The sequence below is a fragment of the Enterobacter sp. ECC-175 genome (assembly GCF_043968675.1).
Classification (GTDB): domain Bacteria; phylum Pseudomonadota; class Gammaproteobacteria; order Enterobacterales; family Enterobacteriaceae; genus Enterobacter.
Genome location: NZ_CP143776.1, coordinates 4,540,648 through 4,562,318, shown reverse-complemented (window position 1 = coordinate 4,562,318; position 21,671 = coordinate 4,540,648). Strand labels below are relative to the sequence as shown.

Here is a 21,671-nt window from a genome sequence, read left to right as displayed (position 1 = left end):
CCAGTCTCCAGATTTCGCCATCAAAAAAGCCGCCCGGAGGCGGCTTTTACATACCCGGCGGTAAAAGGGTTGCTAACTCTGCGTCGCCGGCCCCCCAAGGGACTCTCTTTCCAGCTCCTCGGCGGATTTGCTCTTCAGCACCGTCCAGATCACCACGGCTCCCATCAGGTCGAAAATGGCCAGCACGGCGAACAGCGGGCTAAAGCCGATGGTATCTGCCAGGGCGCCCACCACCAGCGCGAACAGGGTGCTTGCGGTCCAGGCGGCCATGCCGGTCAGGCCGTTGGCGGTGGCCACTTCGTTACGGCCAAAGACGTCGGATGAGAGCGTAATCAGCGCGCCCGACAGGGACTGGTGCGCAAAGCCACCGACGCACAGCAGGGCGATAGCGATATAAGGGCTGGTGAACAGGCCGATCATCCCCGGGCCAATCATCAGCAGCGCGCCCATCGTCACCACCATTTTACGGGAGACGATCAGGTTCACGCCAAACCAGCGCTGGAACAGCGGAGGCAGGTAGCCGCCAACGATACAGCCGAGGTCCGCAAACAGCATCGGCATCCAGGCGAACATCGCAATCTCTTTCAGGTTAAAGCCGTACACCTTAAACATGAACAGCGGGATCCACGCGTTGAACGTCCCCCAGGCGGGCTCGGCCAGGAAACGCGGCAGGGCGATACCCCAGAACTGACGGGTGCCGAGGATCTGCAGGACGGACATTTTTTTGCCGTTGTTGGTCTGGTGCTGTGCTTCCTGGCCGCCGATGATGTACTCGCGTTCTTCTTCAGACAGCTTTTTCTGATCGCGCGGGTGTTTGTAGAAAATCAGCCAGGCCATGGCCCAGGCGAAGCTCAGCACGCCGGAGATGATGAACGCCAGCTGCCAGCTGTGCATCACGATTGCCCACACCACCAGCGGCGGAGCAATCATTGCGCCAATCGACGAGCCGACGTTGAAGTAGCCGACGGCAATGGAGCGCTCTTTCGCCGGGAACCATTCGGAACTGGCTTTCAGCCCCGCCGGGATCATCGCTGCCTCGGCCGCACCGACCGCGCCGCGCGCCAGCGCCAGGCCGCCCCAGCTGCCTGCCAGCGCGGTTGCGCCACAGAAAACAGCCCAGGTGACGGCGAAGAAGGCATAACCGATTTTGGTGCCCAACACGTCCAGCACATAGCCGGCGACCGGCTGCATGATGGTATAAGCCGCGGAGTAGGCCGCAATGATGTACGAATACTGCTGGGTCGAAATGTGCAGTTCTTCCATTAGCGTTGGCGCAGCCGCCGCAATGGTATTACGCGTCAGGTAACCCAGCACGGTGCCGAGCGTCACCAGTGCAATCATATACCAACGTAACCCTTTAATTTTACGCATGTAAAACCTCATCGTTATGTGATTTCCGCACCGGGTGCGGCAACCGCTCAACCGTCTACGGGAACGATTGTTAACGGGAGGGGCATCACCAGAAAACGTTCCGGTCCGGCCCGAACCCTGCCAAAAGTCATCGTGCTTAAATGGGTATCCATACCGTTAATTCCGGTGTATCTGACACCGGGAATGCATTCCGTCGGCTTATTGATGCGACGGCGAAAAAGATAACTTGTCATACAACTTTAAAAGGTGAGTGACATCACAATTGCTGGAATCTTTGTAGGGGCATTCTGACTGGCGAGAGAAGCCAGTAACGGCGCGGTTTTCAGGCGGATTTACCTCTTTGACGGTAAATTATTTGTCAGCGTTTATTGATCTGACTCACGAAAAAAACTACGGGCTCTGGAAATTGGTGTGATAACTTTGCAGCATCTGAACATCAAGCTTTCTGACGCTCCCGCTACAGAGGAAGACGATAATGACCCCGTTTATGACCGAAGATTTTCTGTTAGATACCGAATTTGCCCGCCGTCTGTACCACGACTACGCAAAAGATCAGCCGATTTTCGACTACCACTGCCATCTGCCGCCGCAGCAGGTTGCCGAAAATTACCGTTTTAAGAACCTGTATGATATCTGGCTGAAGGGCGATCACTATAAGTGGCGCGCTATGCGCACCAACGGCGTGGCGGAACGCCTGTGTACCGGCGACGCCACCGACCGCGAGAAGTTTGACGCCTGGGCGGCCACCGTGCCGCACACCATCGGCAACCCGCTGTACCACTGGACGCACCTCGAGCTGCGCCGTCCGTTCGGCATCACCGGCAAGCTTCTTTCTCCGGCCACCGCAGATGAAATCTGGGACCAGTGCAACGCGCTGCTGGCGCAGGATCGCTTCACCGCGCGCGGCATCATGCAGCAGATGAACGTGAAGATGGTCGGCACCACGGACGATCCCATCGACTCGCTGGAGCACCATGCGGTCGTGGCGCAGGATGCCTCTTTCGACATCAAGGTGCTGCCGAGCTGGCGTCCTGACAAAGCCTTTAACATTGAGCAGGCGACCTTCAGCGACTATATGGCGAAGCTTGCCGAAGTCTCTGATACCGACATCCGTCGCTTCGCTGACCTGCAGTCCGCGCTAACGAAGCGCCTGGACCACTTCGCCGCGCACGGCTGTAAAGTTTCCGACCACGCGCTGGACGTGGTGATGTTTGCGGAATCAAACGAGGCGGAGCTGGACGGTATTCTGGCGCGCCGTCTCTCGGGGGAAACGCTGAGCGAGCGCGAGGTGGCGCAGTTTAAAACGGCGGTGCTGGTCTTCCTCGGCGCGGAATACGCCCGTCGCGGCTGGGTGCAGCAGTACCACATCGGCGCGCTGCGCAATAACAACCAGCGTCAGTTCAAGCTGCTGGGCGCGGACGTGGGCTTCGACTCCATCAACGACCGCCCGATGGCGGAAGAGCTGTCTAAGCTGCTGAGCAAGCAGAACGAACAAAACCTGCTGCCAAAAACCATCCTTTACTGCCTGAATCCGCGCGATAACGAAGTGCTGGGCACCATGATCGGCAACTTCCAGGGCGAAGGCATGCCGGGCAAGATGCAGTTCGGTTCCGGCTGGTGGTTTAACGATCAGAAGGACGGCATGGAGCGTCAGATGACGCAGCTGGCGCAGCTTGGCCTGCTGAGCCGCTTTGTCGGCATGCTGACCGACAGCCGCAGCTTCCTGTCTTATACGCGTCATGAATATTTCCGCCGCATTCTGTGCCAGATGATTGGCCGCTGGGTGCAGGCGGGTGAAGCTCCGCCGGATATCCAGCTGCTGGGCGACATGGTGAAAAACATCTGCTTTAACAATGCGCGTGACTACTTCGCCATTGAACTGAACTAAGGCCGTCTGAGGTTGATATGCACTACATTAAGATCCATTCGCTGGATAACGTGGCCGTTGCGCTGGCCGATTTAACCGAAGGCGCGGTGGTGACCGTTGAGAACCATACGGTCACCCTGCGCGAGGCGATTTCGCGCGGGCATAAATTTGCCGTGTGCCCCATCGCCAAAGGGGAAAACGTCGTGAAGTACGGTTTGCCCATTGGTCACGCGCTCCAGGATATTGCGCCGGGTGAACACATTCACTCGCACAATACCCGCACCAACCTCAGCGACCTGGACGAGTACAGCTATCAACCTGACGTTCAGGCTGAAGCGGGGCAGGCGGCGGATCGCGACGTGCAGATCTACCGCCGCGCCGGTGGCGAGGTGGGGATCCGCAACGAGCTGTGGATCTTGCCGACCGTAGGCTGCGTGAACGGGATTGCGCGTCAGATCCAGACGCGCTTCCTGAAAGAGACTCGGGATGCCGAAGGCACCGACGGCGTCCATCTATTCAGCCACACCTACGGCTGCTCGCAGCTGGGTGATGACCATATTAATACGCGAACCATGCTGCAAAACATGGTTCGCCACCCGAACGCGGGCGCGGTGCTGGTGATTGGCCTGGGCTGTGAAAACAACCAGGTGGATGCCTTCCGCGAAACGCTGGGCGAGTTCGACCCCGAGCGCGTGCGCTTTATGGTGTGTCAGCATCAGGATGACGAAGTGGAGGCGGGGCTGGAGCAGCTACACCAGCTGTATGAGGTGATGCGCCACGACCGGCGTGAAGCGGGCAAGCTGAGCGAGCTGAAGTTTGGCCTGGAGTGCGGCGGTTCGGACGGGCTGTCCGGCATTACGGCCAACCCGATGCTGGGCCGCTTCTCGGACTACGTGATTGCCAACGGCGGCACCACGGTGCTGACCGAAGTACCGGAAATGTTTGGCGCAGAGCGAATTCTGATGAGCCACTGCCGCGACGAAGAGACGTTTGAAAAGACCGTTACGATGGTCAACGACTTCAAGCAGTACTTTATCGCCCACAACCAGCCGATTTATGAAAATCCATCGCCGGGCAACAAGGCGGGCGGGATCACCACGCTTGAAGAGAAATCGCTTGGCTGCACCCAGAAAGCCGGCGCAAGCCAGGTGGTGGACGTGCTGCGCTACGGCGAGCGGCTGAAAACGCACGGCCTCAACCTGCTGAGCGCGCCGGGTAACGATGCGGTCGCCACCAGCGCGCTGGCGGGCGCGGGCTGCCACATGGTGCTGTTCAGCACCGGGCGCGGCACGCCGTACGGCGGCTTTGTGCCGACGGTGAAAATCGCCACCAACAGCGAGCTGGCGGCGAAGAAAAAGCACTGGATTGATTTCGATGCGGGGCAGCTGATCCACGGCAAAGCGATGCCGGAACTGCTGGCGGAGTTTGTGGATGCCATCGTCGAATTTGCCAACGGCAGGCAGACGTGCAACGAGAAGAACGATTTCCGCGAGCTGGCGATCTTTAAGAGCGGTGTGACGCTTTAATCGGTGCGGCCTGATGCCCTCACCCCGGCCCTCTCCCACGGGGAGAGGGGGCAAACACTAAAAACGGCAACCTCAGGGTTGCCGTTTTGCTGTTAACCTCGCAGCGCGTTTTTCGCTAAGCGCGCGTCTTCCGCCTGACAGGCAGCTGCGGTAAACAGTACGTCGGTAGAGGAGTTTAGCGCCGTTTCGCAGGAGTCCTGCAATACGCCGATGATAAAGCCGACGGCCACCACCTGCATGGCGATCTCGTTCGGGATACCGAACATATTGCACGCCAGCGGGATCAGCAGCAGCGAACCACCCGCCACGCCGGATGCGCCACAGGCACACAGCGACGCCACCACGCTCAGCAGCAGCGCGGTTGGCAGATCGACCGGAATGCCCAGCGTATGCACCGCCGCCAGGGTCAGCACGGTAATGGTAATGGCCGCGCCCGCCATGTTCACGGTTGCACCCAGCGGAATGGAGACGGAATAGGTATCGCGATCCAGGTTCAGCTTCTCCGCCAGCGCCATGTTAACTGGAATATTTGCCGCAGAGCTGCGGGTGAAGAACGCATACACGCCGCTCTCGCGCAGGCAGGTCAGCACCAGCGGATACGGGTTGCGGCGGATCTGCCAGAACACCAGCAGCGGGTTGATCACCAGCGCAACCAACAGCATACAGCCGACCAGAACAACCAGCAGCTGCGCGTAACCCCACAGCGCGTCAAAACCGGTGGTGGCCAGCGTAGAGGAGACCAGCCCGAAGATCCCGATGGGCGCAAAGCGAATCACCAGTTTCACCATAAAGGTGACGGCGTTCGACAAATCGTTGACCAGGTGTTTTGTTGTGTCGTTACCGTGACGCAGCGCGAAGCCCAGACCAATCGCCCAGACCAGGATACCGATGTAGTTACCGTTCATCAGCGCCGTGACAGGGTTAGAGACCATGCTCATCAGCAGGCCGCGAAGCACTTCGACAATGCCGGATGGCGGCGTGATATCACCGGCCGCGCTGGTCAGGTGCAGCGTGGACGGAAACAGGAAGCTGAACACCACGGCCGTTAGGGCTGCAGAGAAGGTTCCCAGAAGATACAGGAACAGAATAGGGCGAATGTTGGTTTTTTGTCCGTGCTGGTGGTTGGCAATCGATGCCATGACCAGCATCAAAACCAGAACCGGTGCGACGGCTTTCAGGGCGCCGACGAAAAGGGTGCCGAGGAGCCCCGTGGCCTCTGCTGCAGGTTTTGACACCATCGCCAGCAGAATGCCCAGCACCAGCCCTACCAGAATTTGTTTAACCAGACTCCCTTGCGCCAGGCGCGCAAAAAGCCCCGTTGATTGTGTGCTCATACAATATTCCTGAGTGAAATTATGTTCCATTCCGGATGTGCTCTAAGTCACATTTATGTCCGGATGTAAGAAAATGTTTGCCTGGTCGAGTATAGGGAATGTGCGAAAGGAGGGAAGCGTAAAATGCTGGATTTTACGTGCTGCGTCATATTTTTTAACTATTAGTTAACGAGAGTGCCGGGCGGCGCTTTTTTTCACCCTCTCCCTTTGGGAGAGGGCCGGGGTGAGGGTATTACTCCACCTGCTTTTTATCGTGCTGGCGGTTAACCCAGGTGTTGATAATCAGCGTCACGATCAGAATGCCAAACACCACGCCGAGCGAAATCGCGATCGGGATATGGTAGAAGTCGACGATCAGCATCTTGATACCGATAAACACCAGAATTACCGACAGGCCGTACTTCAGCATGGAGAAGCGCTCCGCCGCGCCCGCCAGCAGGAAATACATTGCGCGCAGGCCGAGGATCGCGAACAGGTTTGAGGTCAACACGATGAACGGGTCGGTGGTCACCGCGAAGATCGCCGGGATGCTGTCTACCGCGAAAATCACGTCGCTCAGCTCAACCAGAATCAGCACCAGCAGTAGCGGAGTAGCAAACAGCAGACCGTTCTGGCGCACGAAGAAGTGCTCGCTCTCGATCTTGTCGGTCATGCGCAGATGACCGCGGATCCACTTCACCAGCGGCTTCTCGCCAATACCCGTCTCATCTTCTTTTGCCAGCGCCATTTTGACACCGGTAAACAGCAGGAACGCGCCGAAGACGTACAGCAGCCATTCAAACTGGGTAATCAGCCAGCTGCCCGCGAAGATCATAATCGTACGCAGGATAATCGCGCCCAGCACGCCGTACACCAGCACGCGGCGCTGAAGCGACGCAGGCACGGCAAAGTAGCTGAACAGCATCAGCCAGACGAAGACGTTATCGACCGCAAGGGCTTTTTCGATTAAGTAGCCGGTGAGGAAGGCGAGCGCCTGAGGATCGGCAACGGCGCGGCCTTCGGTCGAGGCCAGATACCACCAGAAGGCGGCGCAGAACAGCAGTGAGAGCGTAACCCACACCAGGGACCAGGCGGCGGCCTGCTTCATGGTCATTCCATGCTCACCGCGACGCCCCTGGAGGAAGAGATCGATCGCCAGCATGATGAGTACCACGACAGCGAACCCGCCCCACAGCAGCGGAGTACCGACAGTATTCATACTTTTTCCTTACGCATAAAAAACAAAAACGGCTATGGTCAGAAGACGATAGCCGCTAGCGTTTTATGCATAGACCTCGCCTTCCGGCAAGGTCTCACTTACAACCGTTAAGGTTGCCCGGCGACCGGATGCGCGATTAACGCATCGTAATGACGATCCACCGGCAAGGAAGTTACTCCCCTTTGCAGGTAACAAAATATGTCAGACCATCGGTTTCGTCAATGGTCTGCACGCATTCATTACACTGTTTTACGCGATCGCTTCCGCGTTCACGCCGTCTGCCGGGAACACCACGCCGGTCTGGCGGCGGATCTCCGTTTGCAGCTTCGCCGTGGTGCGGCTGATCGCAAGCCCAGGGTGATTCACTTCGTTCTCTTCCACCAGACGCGCAAAGACCTCTGCCTCATACAGCATAGTGTTGATATGCTGAGGCTGCGTCAGCTCCTGCGCTTTACCGCCGCGCGGAACGATGCTGACCTTCTGGCACTCGGAGATCTTCTCGATCACCAGCGAGCCGTCTTCGCCCTGAATTTCGCTCGGCAGCACCGAGTCGCTCACCTTGGAGTGTTGCAGCGTGACGCTGAAATCACCGTAATCCAGCACCACAATACCGTGCGCATCCACGCCGCTTTCCAGCAGGCTGGCGGTGGCCGTCACGCCGTGCGGCTCGCCCCACAGCGCCACCGCCGAGGCCAGGCAGTAAAACCCGATGTCCATAATCGAGCCGTTAGAGAAGGCCGGATTGAAGGTGTTCGGGTTCTCGCCGTCAAGGTAGCGCTGGTAGCGCGACGAATACTGGCAGTAGTTGATAAAGGCCTTACGCACCTTGCCGATCTTCGGCAGGGACTGCTGCAGCAGCAGGAAGTTCGGCAGGCTCGCGGTTTTGAACGCTTCGAACAGCACCACCTGGTTTTCGCGCGCCAGGGCAATGGCGGCTTCCACTTCCTGAATGTTCGAGGCCAGCGGCTTCTCGCAAATCACGTGCTTTTTGTGGCTGAGGAACAGCGTCGTCTGCGGGAAGTGCAGGGAGTTCGGGCTGGCGATATACACCGCGTCAATGGCGTCGCTTTTCGCCATCTCGTCGAGAGAGGTGAACAGATGTTCGACCAGATAGTCGTTAGCGAAACTCTGCGCCTGCTCGAGGCTGCGGGAATAGACTGCGGTAAGCTTATATTTGCCGGTTTCGTGGGCGGCGTCGACGAACTGGCGCGTGATCCAGTTCGTACCAATAACTGCGAAACGTATCATAAACGTTTACGTACTCCGTAGCGGGGAACCTTTAGCCACTGTAGCACGGGATTATTGCAAAACCAGTGCGCTACTGCGCATTACCATTTAACGATAAATGCGTAAGCCACAGGCGGGTATCAAACTCCAGCTGGTGGTACTGCGGCTCCATGTGGCAGCACAGGGAGTAGAACGCCTTATCGTGCTCTTTCTCTTTCAGGTGCGCCAGCTCGTGGACGACGATCATCCGCAGAAAGGCTTCCGGCGCGTTGCGAAAAACGGTCGCCACGCGGATCTCGGCCTTGGCCTTCAGCTTGCCGCCCTGCACGCGGGAAATGGCGGTGTGCAGGCCAAGCGCATTTTTCAGCACGTGGATCTTGTTGTCGTACATCACCTTGTTGATCGGCGGCGCGCTCTTCAGATAACGGTTTTTCAGATCCTGCGTATACTGCCAGAGCGCCTTGTCCGTCGCGAAATCGTGCGTGCCGGGATAGCGTTTTTCCAGCACCGCGCCCAGCTTCTGCTCGGCAATCAGGCTGCGAACCTGAGTCAGTAAGTTCTCCGGGTAGCCCTGAAGATAAGTCAGCTGGTTCATCAAAACCCCAAAATAGTGTGAAAACAGGTATACTCACGCACCCTTTTCAGGGATACGCCAAATTTTACCATTCAGGAGGGCCGATGAGCCACTTAGACAACGGTTTCCGTTCACTCAACCTTAAACGTTTCCCGGAAACGGACGACGTTAACCCGCTTCAGGCGTGGGAAGCGGCGGATGACTATCTGCTGCAGCAGTTGGATGACACTGAAATCCGCGGCCCGGTTCTGATCCTGAATGACGCCTTTGGCGCGCTGGCCTGTGCCCTGGCGGAACACTCGCCTTACAGCATCGGTGATTCCTACCTGAGCGAGCTGGCGACGCGTGAAAACCTGCGCCATAACGATATCGATGAAGGCAGCGTGAAGTTCCTCGACAGCACGGCAGATTACCCGCAGGCGCCGGGCGTGGTGCTGATCAAAGTGCCAAAAACCATGGCGCTGCTGGAGCAGCAGCTGCGCGCGCTGCGTAAGGTCGTGACGCCAGAAACCCGCATCATCGCGGGCGCCAAGGCGCGCGATATTCACACCTCGACGCTGGAGCTGTTCGAGAAGGTCCTCGGTCCAACCACCACTACGCTTGCCTGGAAAAAAGCGCGCCTGATCAACTGTACCTTCAGCGCGCCGGAGCTGGCCGATGCGCCAGACACCCTCAGCTGGAAGCTGGAAGGCACCGACTGGACCATCCACAACCACGCGAACGTCTTCTCCCGCACCGGGCTGGATATCGGGGCGCGTTTCTTCATTGAACATCTGCCGGAGAACCTGGAAGGCGAAATCGTCGATCTGGGCTGCGGCAACGGCGTGATTGGCCTGACGCTGCTGGCGAAGAGCCCGGAGGCCAGCGTGGTGTTTAGCGACGAGTCGCCGATGGCGGTGGCATCCAGCCGTCTGAACGTCGAAACCAACATGCCGGAGGCGCTGGACCGCTGCGAGTTCATGATCAATAACGCGCTGTCCGGCGTCGAGCCGTTCCGCTTTAACGCCGTGTTCTGCAACCCGCCGTTCCACCAGAAGCACGCCCTGACGGATAACGTCGCCTGGGAGATGTTCCACCACGCGCGCCGCTGCCTGAAAATTAACGGCGAGCTGTACATCGTGGCGAACCGCCACCTGGACTATTTCCACAAGCTGAAGAAGATTTTCGGCAACTGCGTCACCATTGCGACGAACAATAAGTTCGTGGTGCTGAAGGCGGTTAAGCTGGGGCGTCGTCGGTAACGTTAAAAACGGCGCGGTCTGATGCCCTCACCCCAACCCTCTCACACAGGGAGAGGGAGCAAACACTAAAAACGGCAACTGGGTTGCCGTTTTGCTTTTACCGTAGCTACCGGGCACTGCTCTAGATCTCCAGAGCTAATTTCGTCCCCTGCGCAATCGCCCGCCGCGCGTCCAGCTCCGTCGCCACGTCGCACCCGCCAATCAAATGCACCGTAACGCCCGCTTCGCGCAGCGGGTCAGCCAGATCCCGCTTTGGCTCTTGCCCGGCGCATAAAATCACGTTGTCCACCGCCAGCAGCTGCGGCTCGCCGCCGATCGTCACGTGCAGGCCGTCATCGTCGATCTTGCTATAGTTCACCGCCGGGATCATTTTTACCCCGCGCGCGAGCAGGGTGGCGCGGTGGATCCAGCCGGTGGTTTTGCCCAGCCCTTCGCCCGGCTTGCTGGCCTTGCGCTGCAGCATCACGATCCGGCGCGGGCTTTTTGGCAGCTGCGGTCCTTCCGGGCGCAGGCCGCCGGACTGGCTGAGGCTGGTATCAATGCCCCATTCCACGCAAAATTCGGCAATGTTCTGGCTGGTGGCTTCGCCCGGCTGGCTTAAATACATGGCGGTATCAAAGCCGATCCCGCCGCAGCCGATAATCGCCACCTGCTCGCCGACGGGCACTTTGTCGCGCAATACATCCAGATAACTCAATACCTTCGGATGATCGATGCCCTCGATCGCGGGCGTGCGCGGGGCGATCCCGCTTGCCAGGATCGTCTCGTCGAAACCGATCAGATCCGGCGCGGCCACAAGCTGATTCAGCCGCAGCTCGACGCCCGTCAGGTCGATCATTCTTCTGTAGTAGCGCAGCGTCTCGTAAAACTCTTCTTTACCGGGGATCTGCTTGGCGATGTTGAACTGCCCGCCGATTTCGGCCGCGGCGTCAAACAGCGTCACGCTGTGCCCGCGCGCGGCGGCGTTAACCGCAAACGCCAGCCCCGCCGGGCCCGCGCCGACCACGGCCAGGCGTTTTTTCGTCGCTGCCGGCTCGATTGGCATTTTGGTTTCATGACAGGCGCGCGGGTTAACCAGGCAGGAGGTGACCTTGCCGACGAAGATCTGATCCAGACACGCCTGGTTACAGCCGATGCAGGTGTTGATCTCATCCGCGCGGCCGCTCTGCGCCTTTGACAGCAGCTCGGCGTCCGCCAGGAACGGGCGCGCCATCGACACCATATCGGCGTCGCCGCGCGAGATCACATCGTCTGCGACCTGCGGATCGTTGATCCGGTTGGTGGTGACCAGCGGAATGGTCACTTTCCCTTTTAGCCTGCGCGTCACCCAGCTAAACGCCGCGCGCGGAACCGGGGTCGCGATGGTCGGAATACGCGCCTCGTGCCAGCCGATGCCGGTGTTGATGATCGTCGCGCCAGCGGCCTCTATCGCCTGCGCCAGCTGCACCGTTTCGTCGAACGTGCCGCCGCCTTCCACCAGGTCGAGCATCGAGAGGCGGAAAACGATAATAAAGTCCGCGCCCGCACGTTCGCGCACGGCGCGCACCACGTCTACGGCAAAGCGCATGCGGCGGGCATAATCGCCGCCCCATTCGTCGTCGCGCTGGTTGGTGCGGGCGGCGAGAAATTCGTTAATCAGATAGCCTTCCGAGCCCATTACCTCGACGCCGTCATAGCCCGCCTCGCGCGCCAGGGCGGCGCAGCGGGCGAAGTCGTCAATCAGCGCCAGGATCTCGTCGTGGCTGAGCGCGTGCGGCGTAAAGCGGTTAATCGGCGCCTGGATGCTGGAAGGGGCAACGAGATGTGGCTGATAGCTGTAGCGGCCGGTATGCAGGATCTGCAGGGCGATTTTGCCACCTTCTTTATGCACCGCGTCGGTGACGATGCGGTGATGGGCAAGCTGTGATGCATCGTTCAGCACCGCGCCGCCTTCCATCGTCACGCCCGAAGACGCAGGTGCTACGCCGCCGGTGACAATCAGCGCCACGCCGTGCCGCGCGCGTTCGGCATAGAAGGCCGCCAGGCGCTCCGGCCCGTCCGGCCGCTCCTCCAGCCCGGTGTGCATCGAGCCCATCAGCACGCGGTTTTTGAGCGTGGTAAACCCCAGATCGAGGGGGGCGAATAACGACGGGTATCGGCTCATAGTCTCTTCCAGTGTTAATTTATTGTTATGTGGTCGGATGAGTTACTACTGTAGCCAGCGGCAGAAGAAAGGTAAAAGCGGGATCGAATGATTGTGATAGATCTCAAAGAACTTCGCCCCTCACCCTAACCCTCTCCCCAAAGGGGAGAGGGGACTGGCCGGTGCGGCCTTAAAGAATTGGCGCGATCTGGTTTTTTCCCTCTTCCCAAAGGGGAGAAGGGAGCGTCCGGCGTGGACATGGGGCGCAATATTTTCCGGTCCAGCGCGCCGCTGGCGATGCTGAAGGCGGTGAAGAAGGTGGTGCATGAAAACTGGAAGGCGCGAGAGGCGTTCCAGTTCTGGCAGGAAGAAAAACAGGGAGAGGCAAAATGAACGTGACGCTGGTGGAAATCAACATCAAGCCCGAGCGGGTAGACGAGTTTCTGGAGGTGTTTCGCGCCAACCACGAAGGGGCGATTCAGGAGCCGGGCAACCTGCGCTTTGACGTGCTGCAGGACCTGCGCGTGAAAACCCGGTTCTTTATCTACGAAGCCTATAAGGACGATGAGGCGGTGCTGGCGCACAAGCAGACGCCGCACTATCTGGCGTGCGTGGATAAGCTGGAGGAACTGATGTCGGAGCCGCGCAAGAAGCGCAGCTTTGTGGGGTTATTGCCGGAGTGAGCGATGGCCCGGCGGCATCCTGTGCCGCCTGACGCTTTCAGCTAAAGCGGGGATCTTCAGGATAAAGGCGCTGCGCCTCGCTGCGAAGCTGGCGCGCGTAGGTTCCGTTACCCAAAAACTGCTCCACGTTAATCAGGTTGTGATAGATATCCGGATCGGACCAGGTGGCGATCCAGCGTCTGCCGAGGCGGCAGAACCGTTGCAGATCGTCGGGATTGCCGCTGGCCTGGTAGCGCACAATCCAGCTAAGCGCCCGATCCTTGAGCAAGCGCTCGCTGCCGATCCTCGTATCGTACAGTCGCAGCACCCGGCTGGCGTACTGCTGCGGCGATTGCTGAAAGTGGATCAGGACCTGGTTTTGCCAGAATGTAAGCCCCACAAGCCCTGTGCCGCAGAGGGCCAGTACGGTGAGGGCGCAGGGAAGAAGCCGTAAGGATGAACGTCTGAACATGTCAGGATGTGGGCGTTCATGCGCATCCAGCCTGTCGGCAAAGCTCAGCAAAATAATCACCACCAGCCAGTGCGCGGGCGACTGATAGAGCGGATATTCCAGCTGCATGTGGAGAAGAACAGGCAGCAGGCAGCCGAGCAGCGCCAGCTTATGCCGGGTGGGGTGGCGTAAAAAGAGCATGACGCCCGCTGCGAGCAACAGCAGTATGCCCGCCAGCGCAACTATCCCGCCTTCAACCCACCAGAACAGCAGTTCGTTATGGGGATGCGTCAGCTCGTTCATTCCCAGATATAAAGGCTGTGCGCGATCGGCAATGAAATGGGCAAAAGACCATGGGAAGCCGCCGTAGCCCCAGCCTGAAAAGGGATGCAGGGCGATCATCTGCCAGGTTTGTTGCAAAATAAATACCCGGTCAAGGGTGCTGTCCGAATGGTCCTGCAGCGCGCGGGCAATGGTGCCGTTCATTAGGCTTAAGCCAACCGCGATGCCCAGCGCTGGCGCGCAGCGTACCGTCCATCTTCCCGGGTGGGGTACAGCCTCTTCGGTGCGGAAAAAAATGCCGGAAAACATTCCCCAGATGACCAGCCCCGCCAGCCAGCCCGTTCGCGACTCAAGCAGCGTCAGCGTCATAAACAGAAGGACGATCGCGGTAAAGATCGCTACCCGTCGCCTTTTTTCCCGCGCTTCGTGCATCAGCGTAAAACGACTATCTGCAGCAAGCCAGAGCAATACCGCAGCACCCGTGGCGATAAATGAGGCGGTAACGTTGCGCTGCTGAAAAACACCGATGCCGATATGCGGGCTCAGCATCGCCGCCGTGCGCCCCGCTTCCGGAAGCAGAAACGGCGCCCAAAGCCCGGCCAGCGAATAGACCGTTTGCAGCGTGGCCGCCGCGGCGATGAGCCAAAGGACGTACTGGCGCTGTCTGGCGCTGAAATGGCAGTTCAGCAACAATATATAGAGCGTCATGCCCGCCCAAAGCCCCGCCAGGCGGGGAAGGGCGTCACGCTGCCAGTCCGGCGAAGGGCTCCAGAACAGCGGGAGCGTCAGCAGGATCGCAGCCGCAAGCATAAGGCGGGCGCTAAAGGAGAGCGCGATCGTCTGACGAGCCATGGCCCAGGCGCAGCCCGCGATCGTGGCGGTGATGCCGCACCAGACCAGAAGCGGTTCCGGCAGGTCTGCGCCGCTACCGCCGGTATTACTGAGGGCGACATGCGTAAGGCCGAGGAGGATTAAGGTCAGCATCCCCTCCGCCCAGCGCGAGGCTTTTGTGGTCGATAGCCTGTGGGTCATCGCGGCGAACCTTTCCGGGGCTGCTCGCCCGGTTCAACACGGCGAGCAGGTTGCGCCACGCCCAGGTCGTTGAGCGCCTGCCATCTGATCTCACAGCGAGATGCGTCACACCAGGGCCGCGATTCCGTGGCAAACGGGGCGAGCATGGTTGCATCCTCAATCGAATGGCCGTTAACCGTCACGTTGACCAGCGTGACGTAATAAGGGGTTGGGTTGTTTATCTGCACCGCTGCGCCGCTGCGGGTCCACTGCAGCCGCGAAGGGGCTTTTCGGGCAGCGGCGTCCGATAAGCCCGCCGGGCGATAAAACAGCTTCATGCGATTACGCACCGCAAACTGAACGGTATTCGTGTTCCCGCTTTTCGAGGCGGCGGGTATACCGGCAATCACCAGCCAGAACAGGCTCTCCCTGTCCTGAGGCAAGCGTTCACTGATATTGACAATTCGCACCGCATTTTCACGGCCCGCATTCAGGACAAAAAGCGGCGGGGTCGGCATAAAAGCGCTATCACTCTCCTTCGGCTGAGCCTCTGAAGGCATGATTTTTGTCTGAATCAGATAGGGCAACGAGGAGGTGTTACGCACGTGGAGCGACAGCGTGTCTTCACTGCCGTGAAAAACAAACCGCGTTCCGCCTATAACAATGCCCGCCTGAGCCCACGCGCTATAAAGCACTAATAAACAGAACGTAACGATACGCATGATTAATGGATTACTCATACGTCATGCTAAACGTTACCGTTGCGTTTGCCGTCCCTGCCGTAACGCTATCTTTCGTTGCCATGTACTGCGCATAGTAGGTCAGCGAGCCATAGCTATAGGGAAGCGAGTAAGCTACCGTATTGGTATTAATCGGCAGCAGCGAGGAAGTACTGTCTTTAATCGCAATTGCGATGCCGGAGGCTGCGCCAGGATCGCTGTCAATTGCCACCAGATCGGGATTGGTGCTATCGCTGGTGCCATTAAAGCGCAGCGACAGGGTTTTCGTGACGCTGGTGCAATCTTCAAAGCTGATTTTAAACATTATCGGCTGCGAGGTTTCTCCCGGCTGGCTCAGCTGGCTTGAGGCGATATCCCCGAGTGAAATCGTCTGGTTGACCGAATCGGAGCTAACGGTGCAGCCGGGTTCTTCGATGCTGCCGTCGATGTTAATGGTGCCGTCGTGGGCCGCAGCCGACAGCGTCCAGCTTAGCAAAAGCAGGCTAAGAGTAACTTTGATCATTATTGATAGCTCATGTCGAAGTAAACAACGGCGGTTGCGCTGCCGCCAGTCACCGGCATTTTTGTTGCCTTGTAGTGCAGCAGGAAGGAGAGCGTGTTATCGCCATCTTTCAGGGTGAACTGTGGCGAAGGGCTGTTGAGTGGGATGGCGGTGTTATCGCTGTTCATCACTTCCACGCCCACGCCCGTGGCCAACGTTCCGCCGCCGCCGGTATCGGACAAGGCGAGCAGCTGCGGATTATCGGCATCCGCATTACCGCTAAACGTGACCTTCACGCCCGTAGCGTTTGTGCAGCCGGTGAGCTTTATGCTCACCGGAGTGTTGGGGCTGGTTGCGCCAACGCTGCTAAATACCGACGAGGAAATTTTGCCCAACTGAACCGTTTGGTTTTGACTGTCCGCGTCCACGTCGCAGGAAGAGGGCAGTACCGTACCGTTAATGGTCATATTCCAGGTACCAATCTGCGTGTCCGCTCGCGATGTGCCGCTTAACAGGCAGAGCGGCAGCAGTAATAAAACGACGCGTTTCATATCTCTTTCCTGCCTTAAGGTTGGGTCACGGTGATGGTTTCGATCGCGGAGTAATCACCGGCTTCCGGGTTCTTTCCGGTTAGCGCAACGGGGACGTAGGTGAAATCAATATGTGAGGCCCCCTGGTATTGCGAGGCGGTATATTCACCGTTATTGGCTGAAATCGTTTCGCCGCGGGGGTTCAGAACGCGTACGCCGATGTCCGGATTCGACGTCACGATATCGGTGCCGGACGTTTTGCTGGAGGTGACGTGCAGGTCGATGTTGGCTTCATCGCTTCCGCCAAGACAGCTGATGGTCATCGTTTGTTTCGTCCCCGTACCGACCTCACCGCCAGCGCCCGCTTTGCCAAAATCAACCGCATAGGTGTCGGGCAGCACCACCACCGAATTGGAGGCGAGCTTGCACGAGGCCGGAATGGTGACAGTGCCTGAAACGTTGACGTCCGTTATCTCCTGTCCTCCGGAAAGAGCCTTGCCGGACATGTTTTGATCCGCTAAATAGATATACCCCACCCGCTTGGAATTGAGCGTGATGTTCCTCGCCACGCTGGAGTCGGTGATGTTGAGACGTACCCCGACATAATGCCACTGCCACAATGCACTGGGCATGGGACCCTTGGTCACCGCGGCTGAAGAGAAGGTGGTGCCATAACACCCACCATAGTCTCCGCTTGTGCTTGCGCCGTTTGACACATAGGCGTTTCCACTAATGCCCGGCGCAAGCTGCGATGACGTGCTTCCTGCAACGAGCGTGGTGTCCGTACCGCACAACCACATGGCCTGTGGGGGGGTGGTGCAAATGTAGTTAGTATCCGCATTGCCAGGCCAGAATGACGTGCTCATTGGACGCTCTTTGCTGGATGTGCCATTGCTGTTTGAGGAGAAGGTATAATTTTGTTCTACGAGAGCGAGCGGATCAGCCTTATCCATTTTGCAAGTAGCCGCCATGGCGTGGGTCGATTTACCCCACAAAAAACCTGTGCAAAGCAAAATCAAACTGAATTTTAACCATGTCTTCATTACTGACACCTTTCACCTATCTTATTTATCGGCTGCTTTGTTGCACTTTCCGGTAATTGGTAATTTACCTGGCAGCGTTGATTCGGGCCGTTGCCCCACTGCACGTTCAGCCGCCCAGCCAACGGCAAACCGGCAAGATACGTTTGTCCGTCATCGCCGACGATCGTGCTGTTTCCCGCGTCCTGGCTCACTACGGCACCGAAAGGCACCGGTTTCCCGTTATGCAATAACGTCATGAGCGCGCGAATGCCAACGTGCGCGTTAAATTCCGCCCGCACCATCGCCCCTTGCGTAGGCACCACGTTGGCCACGGTGTCGTCAATATCAACGTTTTGCCCCAGGGTATTGGTGTCCAGCGCCACGCGGTTCTGACGATAGGTGGTGGCATACGGGATGACCGCATAGCCGCGCCAGTCAGTTTTGATACCCGTCGCGTTTTCAAGCGCTACGCCTGCCGCACCTGGCGCTTTCACCAGAATGTTCGTGTCGCCCAGCGGCTGGCTCAGCGTTACGCCGTTGCGATGTACCACCACGCCGCCGCTCATGCCGTAGTTGACCTGATGGTAGCCGTCGCTGTGGTTGTAACCGGCCTTCAGGTTGCCGTAGGTACCCTGGTAGTTAACGCTGGCATTTCCATTATCCCCCTCGCCGTGGTTGCCGTACCCTTCCTGCACGTTGTAGCTCAGGTTGTTATCCGCCAGCAGCGTGCCATTGATACCGGTGCTTTGCGTCATTTTGCCGTGCTGGTCGGTATTCATGCTGTAGGTGGCGTTGGCCGTATTCGTTGTAACGGATGGGGCATCGCTACCATGGCTGGACAGCCATTTGCCGATCGGCAGCGAGATGTTAAAGGCGTAAATCTGATCCGCTTCGTCTTCATCCGGCGATCTGCTGTAGTTCCAGGTCAGGCTGTAGGAGATATCGTGCCAGCTCCCGTTGTAACCCAGCTGGAGCAGACGATCTTTTTCATCCGTATGCCAGTAGCTCTGCTCCTGGCCCGTGACGAAAATCGATCCTAACTCCCCGATCTGCTGGGACACGTTGAGCTGAATCTTGCCCTTTTTGCTGTAGTACAGGTTGTAGAAGTCGTTCCAGTCCGGAGCGTCTTGTTTTCCGTCATGATCGTCGTCCTTCCAGTCATCGCTGCCGGTATAGCCGCTCATGTGTTTGTAGGTTGTTTCATCGAGGGTATAAAACCCTTCGGTTGAGTAGCGATAGCCCAGCAGCTGGAAGTTGGTCCCCACCTCGTTAAGCGCTTTTGCGTAGAGGAAGCGCAGCGATTGACCGTCGTGCTGGCTGCCGTCAACCAGCGTGCTGTTCGCCTGGGTGACATCCATCGAAATGGCGCCGATGTCGCCCATATTCAGCCCAAGGCCGAGCGCGAACGCGCGATAGTCATTAGTGAACTGGGTACCGCCGTAAGCCGTAATGCCGTGCGCCATGCCCAGCAGCGCGGTGCCCTGAACGAAGCTGTCATCGTTCTGTTCATCGTTGTTGCTGCGGTATTTCCCCGCGGTAAAGTCGTACTTCAGCCTGCCTTCGCGCTGTAGCAAGGGAACGGCTGAATAGGGAACCGTAAAGCTATTTTCACTGCCGTCGCTCTCCTTCACCGTGACAATGAGGTCGCCGCTCGATGAGGTCGGAAAGAGGTCGTTAATGGCAAATGCGCCCGGCGAAACGTAGGTCTGATAGATGACATAGCCGTTCTGCTTGATGGTGACTTTGGCATTGCTTTTCGCAATTCCGCGTACCGTTGGCGCAAACCCTTTCAGGCTGTCGGGCAGCATGTTGTCATCAGAGGCGATTTGTACCCCGCGGAAGCTCAGGCTGTCGAAAATGTCCGATGGCGTATAGCTTTCCCCTACCGTCAGTTCGGCCTTGAGCGGCGCAATGGTGCGTTCAACATAGGTGCTAATGTGCTCCCACTTGTTTTCGGACTCGTCATCGCTGCTGGTATAGTTCCAGGTTGAATAGTCGCGCAGCCGCCACGCGCCGAGGTTAAGACCGCTCTGCAGGTTAAGAAAATAGTTGTCTTCGCTGTTGCCGTCACCGCCGCTGTTGCTGCCGGAAAAGTCATAGTTAACCAGCAGTGCGTTAATGCCCTGATCCCAATTTTCCGGTGGAATATACCCGCGCGCGCTCTGCTTCAATGCCGCCTGGGGGACGCTGACGTTCAGCCGCAGCTGTTCAAAATCGAACTCTGTCTTACCGTCCGGTATGGATTCAAAGGGCACGCACTGTTCCGGCGCCAGTTTTGCCATTTGAGGAAATGCGTCAGTGTTGATACCCATTGCCTGCAGGCGTGCCCGAGTGAAGCAGGGCACCAGACCTGAATCGACTTTTTCCCCTTTTGGGGCGGCATTGAATTTAACGTCTTCGGTAGCGACAAATTGATCGTTAAGGTAAATATCAACGTGATAGTTACCCGGCGCCTGATTACCGCCTTTTTCGAAATGCGATAAATCAGCCACGGCGCTGGGATCGTCAGATAAAAATGCCGGATTAAAGTAATTATCTGCATGGGCAACCAGCGGCAGGAGTGCAAATGACGCCGGCAGGATAAAGCGCTGCTTTCTACGTCGTGAGAATAACACCTGCATGATGGCACAAGAGACAGTGCGCATTCTAATTGTCATATCCTTGCTGACCCACCTTGATTTAATTAGCTCAAATGTGCCTTCTGCGTAGGCGTATTGGCGCCGTAATCATTTACGGTCTGGAAATTAATATCCCCCTGTGCATTCGCCGGGAGTTTCACATCCGCTTTGGACATCGGTGCCACCATGGTGGTTGGCAGGTTGGCAATACCCGCGTGGAATTGCACCAGCGTCAGGTAATATGGCGTTGGGTTAGTAATGGTTAGCGTGTTTCCACTTTTGTGGAATTGCAAATGCGATGGTGCTTCAACAGAAGACATGGATAAATTTTTCGGGCGCATAAAAAGCTTTATGCGGCTCAGGATCGCAATTTGCAGCGTATTTTTATTGTTCGTATCTTTGCTGACTGACGGAATGGCTTTAACGTTAACCCAGTACAGCGTTTCGCGATCGGCTGGCAGGGTATTCGGCCCTACATACATAATTCGCAGCGTATTTTCTTTCTTTGGCTGGATAACAAAGAGCGGTGGCGTTAAAACAAAATCACTGCTTTTGGCTTGTTGCGCATTCTCCATCCACGCCTGAATCAAAAAAACGGCGTTAGGATCGGTATTATTGATTGCCAGTGACGCCTGAGTATTTCCCTCAGGGTAAATAACCCGGGTTGTACCCAACGATACGCCGCCGGGCTCCGCAGCATTTGCAGTGAATGTAAAAAATCCTGTGCTAACCATGAGTAAAATGGCCAGAGAGGAGCGTAGAGAAGAAATGACGGACATGATGAGCCTTGCTAATTATTGCCACCGAGGGCGTTGAATTTATAAATAGGTCAAAGTGAACCAGGTTTCTGTATTTGCATCACCGGCGATAACCTCATTTGAGGTCGCGCGATAGCGCGCGGTAAAATGCAGCGTTGTTGTGCCATCCTGGATCGACGTAAAGGTGAGAGGACGTTCATTGGGAATAATTTGATTCCCCTGACCGTCAAAAAGACCAAGCCCAACGCCCTGAGCACTTTGTGCGCCATCAATAACGGCCAAAACGCCGGGGTCTTTTTTATCCGTTTGTCCCCGGAACGTTACGCCAACGTCCTGGCTGACGGTAGAATCACAGTCTTTGAGTTCCAGAGTAAATGCCTGAGGATCGGTCCAGCTGCCGAGACCGTGAAATTCATCGGTGCGAATTTCCCCCATCTGGACGGTAAGATCCTCACTTCCTACATCGACCACGCAGGCGGCATTCACTACCGCACCGCGAAATTCAACATCACCCCCTTTTACGATGACGTGAGACTCCGCAAACGCCAGCGAAGGAACGATCGCAAGACCGAGTAATCCGATGGCAACGCTATTTTTAATCATTTCTTCCCCCTGTGAACGTAAAGCTGCCCTCCCTGGCAGAGGTTTCATCCTGA

General features: G+C 57.5%; 18 protein-coding genes and 1 pseudogene. 5 read left to right on the top strand and 14 right to left on the bottom strand.

Annotation, left to right across the window (positions count from 1 at the left end; translation table 11 throughout):
• Positions 1–72: 72 nt before the first annotated feature.
• The gene (locus tag V1599_RS21550) at positions 73–1,371 is read right to left on the bottom strand and encodes an MFS transporter (protein ID WP_297116402.1); all 1,299 of its coding nucleotides are present in this window, start codon (positions 1,369–1,371) and stop codon (positions 73–75) included.
• A 475-nt stretch (positions 1,372–1,846) separates the two neighbouring features.
• On the opposite strand from V1599_RS21550, the gene uxaC reads away from it, so the two are divergent.
• The gene (uxaC, locus tag V1599_RS21545) at positions 1,847–3,259 is read left to right on the top strand and encodes a glucuronate isomerase (protein ID WP_395300828.1); all 1,413 of its coding nucleotides are present in this window, start codon (positions 1,847–1,849) and stop codon (positions 3,257–3,259) included.
• A gap of 17 nt (positions 3,260–3,276) precedes the next feature.
• Positions 3,277–4,764, top strand: coding sequence for a UxaA family hydrolase (locus V1599_RS21540; RefSeq protein ID WP_395300827.1), 1,488 nt, complete (start codon positions 3,277–3,279; stop codon positions 4,762–4,764).
• A 92-nt stretch (positions 4,765–4,856) separates the two neighbouring features.
• Here the strand turns inward: V1599_RS21540 and sstT are convergent, their stop codons facing one another.
• The 4 genes from sstT to V1599_RS21520 form a co-directional block, all read right to left on the bottom strand.
• A complete protein-coding gene (gene sstT, locus V1599_RS21535) occupies positions 4,857–6,098 on the bottom strand; it encodes a serine/threonine transporter SstT (protein ID WP_395300826.1) in 1,242 nt (413 codons plus the stop codon).
• Between the two features lie 232 nt (positions 6,099–6,330).
• Entirely contained in the window at positions 6,331–7,296 is a 966-nt protein-coding gene (locus tag V1599_RS21530) for a TerC family protein (protein WP_112010831.1), read from the bottom strand.
• 249 nt (positions 7,297–7,545) lie between these two features.
• The gene (locus tag V1599_RS21525) at positions 7,546–8,544 is read right to left on the bottom strand and encodes a Gfo/Idh/MocA family protein (RefSeq protein WP_297116392.1); all 999 of its coding nucleotides are present in this window, start codon (positions 8,542–8,544) and stop codon (positions 7,546–7,548) included.
• A 70-nt stretch (positions 8,545–8,614) separates the two neighbouring features.
• On the bottom strand, positions 8,615–9,118 hold the full coding sequence (locus tag V1599_RS21520) for a M48 family metallopeptidase (protein WP_112010829.1): 504 nt from the start codon (positions 9,116–9,118) through the stop codon (positions 8,615–8,617).
• 83 nt (positions 9,119–9,201) lie between these two features.
• Between V1599_RS21520 and rlmG the strand changes: the two genes are divergently transcribed.
• Entirely contained in the window at positions 9,202–10,338 is a 1,137-nt protein-coding gene (gene rlmG, locus V1599_RS21515; protein WP_395300825.1) for a 23S rRNA (guanine(1835)-N(2))-methyltransferase RlmG, read from the top strand.
• Between the two features lie 121 nt (positions 10,339–10,459).
• Here the strand turns inward: rlmG and V1599_RS21510 are convergent, their stop codons facing one another.
• Positions 10,460–12,481: an FAD-dependent oxidoreductase gene (locus tag V1599_RS21510; protein WP_395300824.1), complete on the bottom strand. Its 2,022-nt coding sequence runs from the start codon at positions 12,479–12,481 to the stop codon at positions 10,460–10,462.
• Between the two features lie 213 nt (positions 12,482–12,694).
• On the opposite strand from V1599_RS21510, the pseudogene V1599_RS21505 reads away from it, so the two are divergent.
• A pseudogene (locus tag V1599_RS21505) lies at positions 12,695–12,853 on the top strand (3-hydroxy-5-phosphonooxypentane-2,4-dione thiolase LsrF); the annotation flags it as partial.
• Complete coding sequence (lsrG, locus tag V1599_RS21500; RefSeq protein ID WP_297116384.1) at positions 12,850–13,143, top strand: (4S)-4-hydroxy-5-phosphonooxypentane-2,3-dione isomerase; 294 nt, start codon at positions 12,850–12,852, stop codon at positions 13,141–13,143. The pseudogene V1599_RS21505 and the gene lsrG, both read left to right, overlap by 4 nt.
• 37 nt (positions 13,144–13,180) lie before the next feature.
• On the opposite strand, the gene V1599_RS21495 is transcribed toward lsrG, so the two are convergent.
• Genes V1599_RS21495 through V1599_RS21460 form a run of 8 tightly spaced genes read right to left on the bottom strand, consistent with a single transcriptional unit; the run spans position 13,181 to position 21,618 of the window.
• Positions 13,181–14,887 (bottom strand): PglL family O-oligosaccharyltransferase, encoded by a 1,707-nt coding sequence (locus tag V1599_RS21495; protein WP_297116382.1) that lies wholly within the window; start codon positions 14,885–14,887, stop codon positions 13,181–13,183.
• Entirely contained in the window at positions 14,884–15,606 is a 723-nt protein-coding gene (locus V1599_RS21490) for a molecular chaperone (protein WP_297116380.1), read from the bottom strand. The genes V1599_RS21495 and V1599_RS21490 overlap by 4 nt, the downstream gene beginning before the upstream one ends.
• Entirely contained in the window at positions 15,599–16,108 is a 510-nt protein-coding gene (locus V1599_RS21485) for a fimbrial protein (protein WP_112010816.1), read from the bottom strand. Before V1599_RS21485 ends, V1599_RS21490 begins: the two co-directional genes overlap by 8 nt.
• Positions 16,108–16,638, bottom strand: coding sequence for a fimbrial protein (locus tag V1599_RS21480; protein ID WP_112010815.1), 531 nt, complete (start codon positions 16,636–16,638; stop codon positions 16,108–16,110). The genes V1599_RS21485 and V1599_RS21480 overlap by 1 nt, the downstream gene beginning before the upstream one ends.
• Positions 16,639–16,652: 14 nt before the next feature.
• The gene (locus tag V1599_RS21475; protein WP_395300823.1) at positions 16,653–17,660 is read right to left on the bottom strand and encodes a fimbrial protein; all 1,008 of its coding nucleotides are present in this window, start codon (positions 17,658–17,660) and stop codon (positions 16,653–16,655) included.
• Positions 17,660–20,284 (bottom strand): fimbrial biogenesis usher protein, encoded by a 2,625-nt coding sequence (locus V1599_RS21470; RefSeq protein ID WP_395300822.1) that lies wholly within the window; start codon positions 20,282–20,284, stop codon positions 17,660–17,662. Before V1599_RS21470 ends, V1599_RS21475 begins: the two co-directional genes overlap by 1 nt.
• Before the next feature lie 38 nt (positions 20,285–20,322).
• On the bottom strand, positions 20,323–21,036 hold the full coding sequence (locus tag V1599_RS21465; RefSeq protein WP_112010812.1) for a fimbria/pilus periplasmic chaperone: 714 nt from the start codon (positions 21,034–21,036) through the stop codon (positions 20,323–20,325).
• A gap of 39 nt (positions 21,037–21,075) precedes the next feature.
• On the bottom strand, positions 21,076–21,618 hold the full coding sequence (locus V1599_RS21460) for a fimbrial protein (RefSeq protein ID WP_297116369.1): 543 nt from the start codon (positions 21,616–21,618) through the stop codon (positions 21,076–21,078).
• Positions 21,619–21,671 lie beyond the last annotated feature (53 nt).

Coding starts and splice junctions, on each gene's coding strand:
- V1599_RS21550 (WP_297116402.1), bottom strand. CDS start 1,371: ATGCGTAAAATTAAAGGGTTACGTTGGTATATGATTGCACTGGTGACG.
- uxaC (WP_395300828.1), top strand. CDS start 1,847: ATGACCCCGTTTATGACCGAAGATTTTCTGTTAGATACCGAATTTGCC.
- V1599_RS21540 (WP_395300827.1), top strand. CDS start 3,277: ATGCACTACATTAAGATCCATTCGCTGGATAACGTGGCCGTTGCGCTG.
- sstT (WP_395300826.1), bottom strand. CDS start 6,098: ATGAGCACACAATCAACGGGGCTTTTTGCGCGCCTGGCGCAAGGGAGT.
- V1599_RS21530 (WP_112010831.1), bottom strand. CDS start 7,296: ATGAATACTGTCGGTACTCCGCTGCTGTGGGGCGGGTTCGCTGTCGTG.
- V1599_RS21525 (WP_297116392.1), bottom strand. CDS start 8,544: ATGATACGTTTCGCAGTTATTGGTACGAACTGGATCACGCGCCAGTTC.
- V1599_RS21520 (WP_112010829.1), bottom strand. CDS start 9,118: ATGAACCAGCTGACTTATCTTCAGGGCTACCCGGAGAACTTACTGACT.
- rlmG (WP_395300825.1), top strand. CDS start 9,202: ATGAGCCACTTAGACAACGGTTTCCGTTCACTCAACCTTAAACGTTTC.
- V1599_RS21510 (WP_395300824.1), bottom strand. CDS start 12,481: ATGAGCCGATACCCGTCGTTATTCGCCCCCCTCGATCTGGGGTTTACC.
- lsrG (WP_297116384.1), top strand. CDS start 12,850: ATGAACGTGACGCTGGTGGAAATCAACATCAAGCCCGAGCGGGTAGAC.
- V1599_RS21495 (WP_297116382.1), bottom strand. CDS start 14,887: ATGACCCACAGGCTATCGACCACAAAAGCCTCGCGCTGGGCGGAGGGG.
- V1599_RS21490 (WP_297116380.1), bottom strand. CDS start 15,606: ATGAGTAATCCATTAATCATGCGTATCGTTACGTTCTGTTTATTAGTG.
- V1599_RS21485 (WP_112010816.1), bottom strand. CDS start 16,108: ATGATCAAAGTTACTCTTAGCCTGCTTTTGCTAAGCTGGACGCTGTCG.
- V1599_RS21480 (WP_112010815.1), bottom strand. CDS start 16,638: ATGAAACGCGTCGTTTTATTACTGCTGCCGCTCTGCCTGTTAAGCGGC.
- V1599_RS21475 (WP_395300823.1), bottom strand. CDS start 17,660: ATGAAGACATGGTTAAAATTCAGTTTGATTTTGCTTTGCACAGGTTTT.
- V1599_RS21470 (WP_395300822.1), bottom strand. CDS start 20,284: ATGCGCACTGTCTCTTGTGCCATCATGCAGGTGTTATTCTCACGACGT.
- V1599_RS21465 (WP_112010812.1), bottom strand. CDS start 21,036: ATGTCCGTCATTTCTTCTCTACGCTCCTCTCTGGCCATTTTACTCATG.
- V1599_RS21460 (WP_297116369.1), bottom strand. CDS start 21,618: ATGATTAAAAATAGCGTTGCCATCGGATTACTCGGTCTTGCGATCGTT.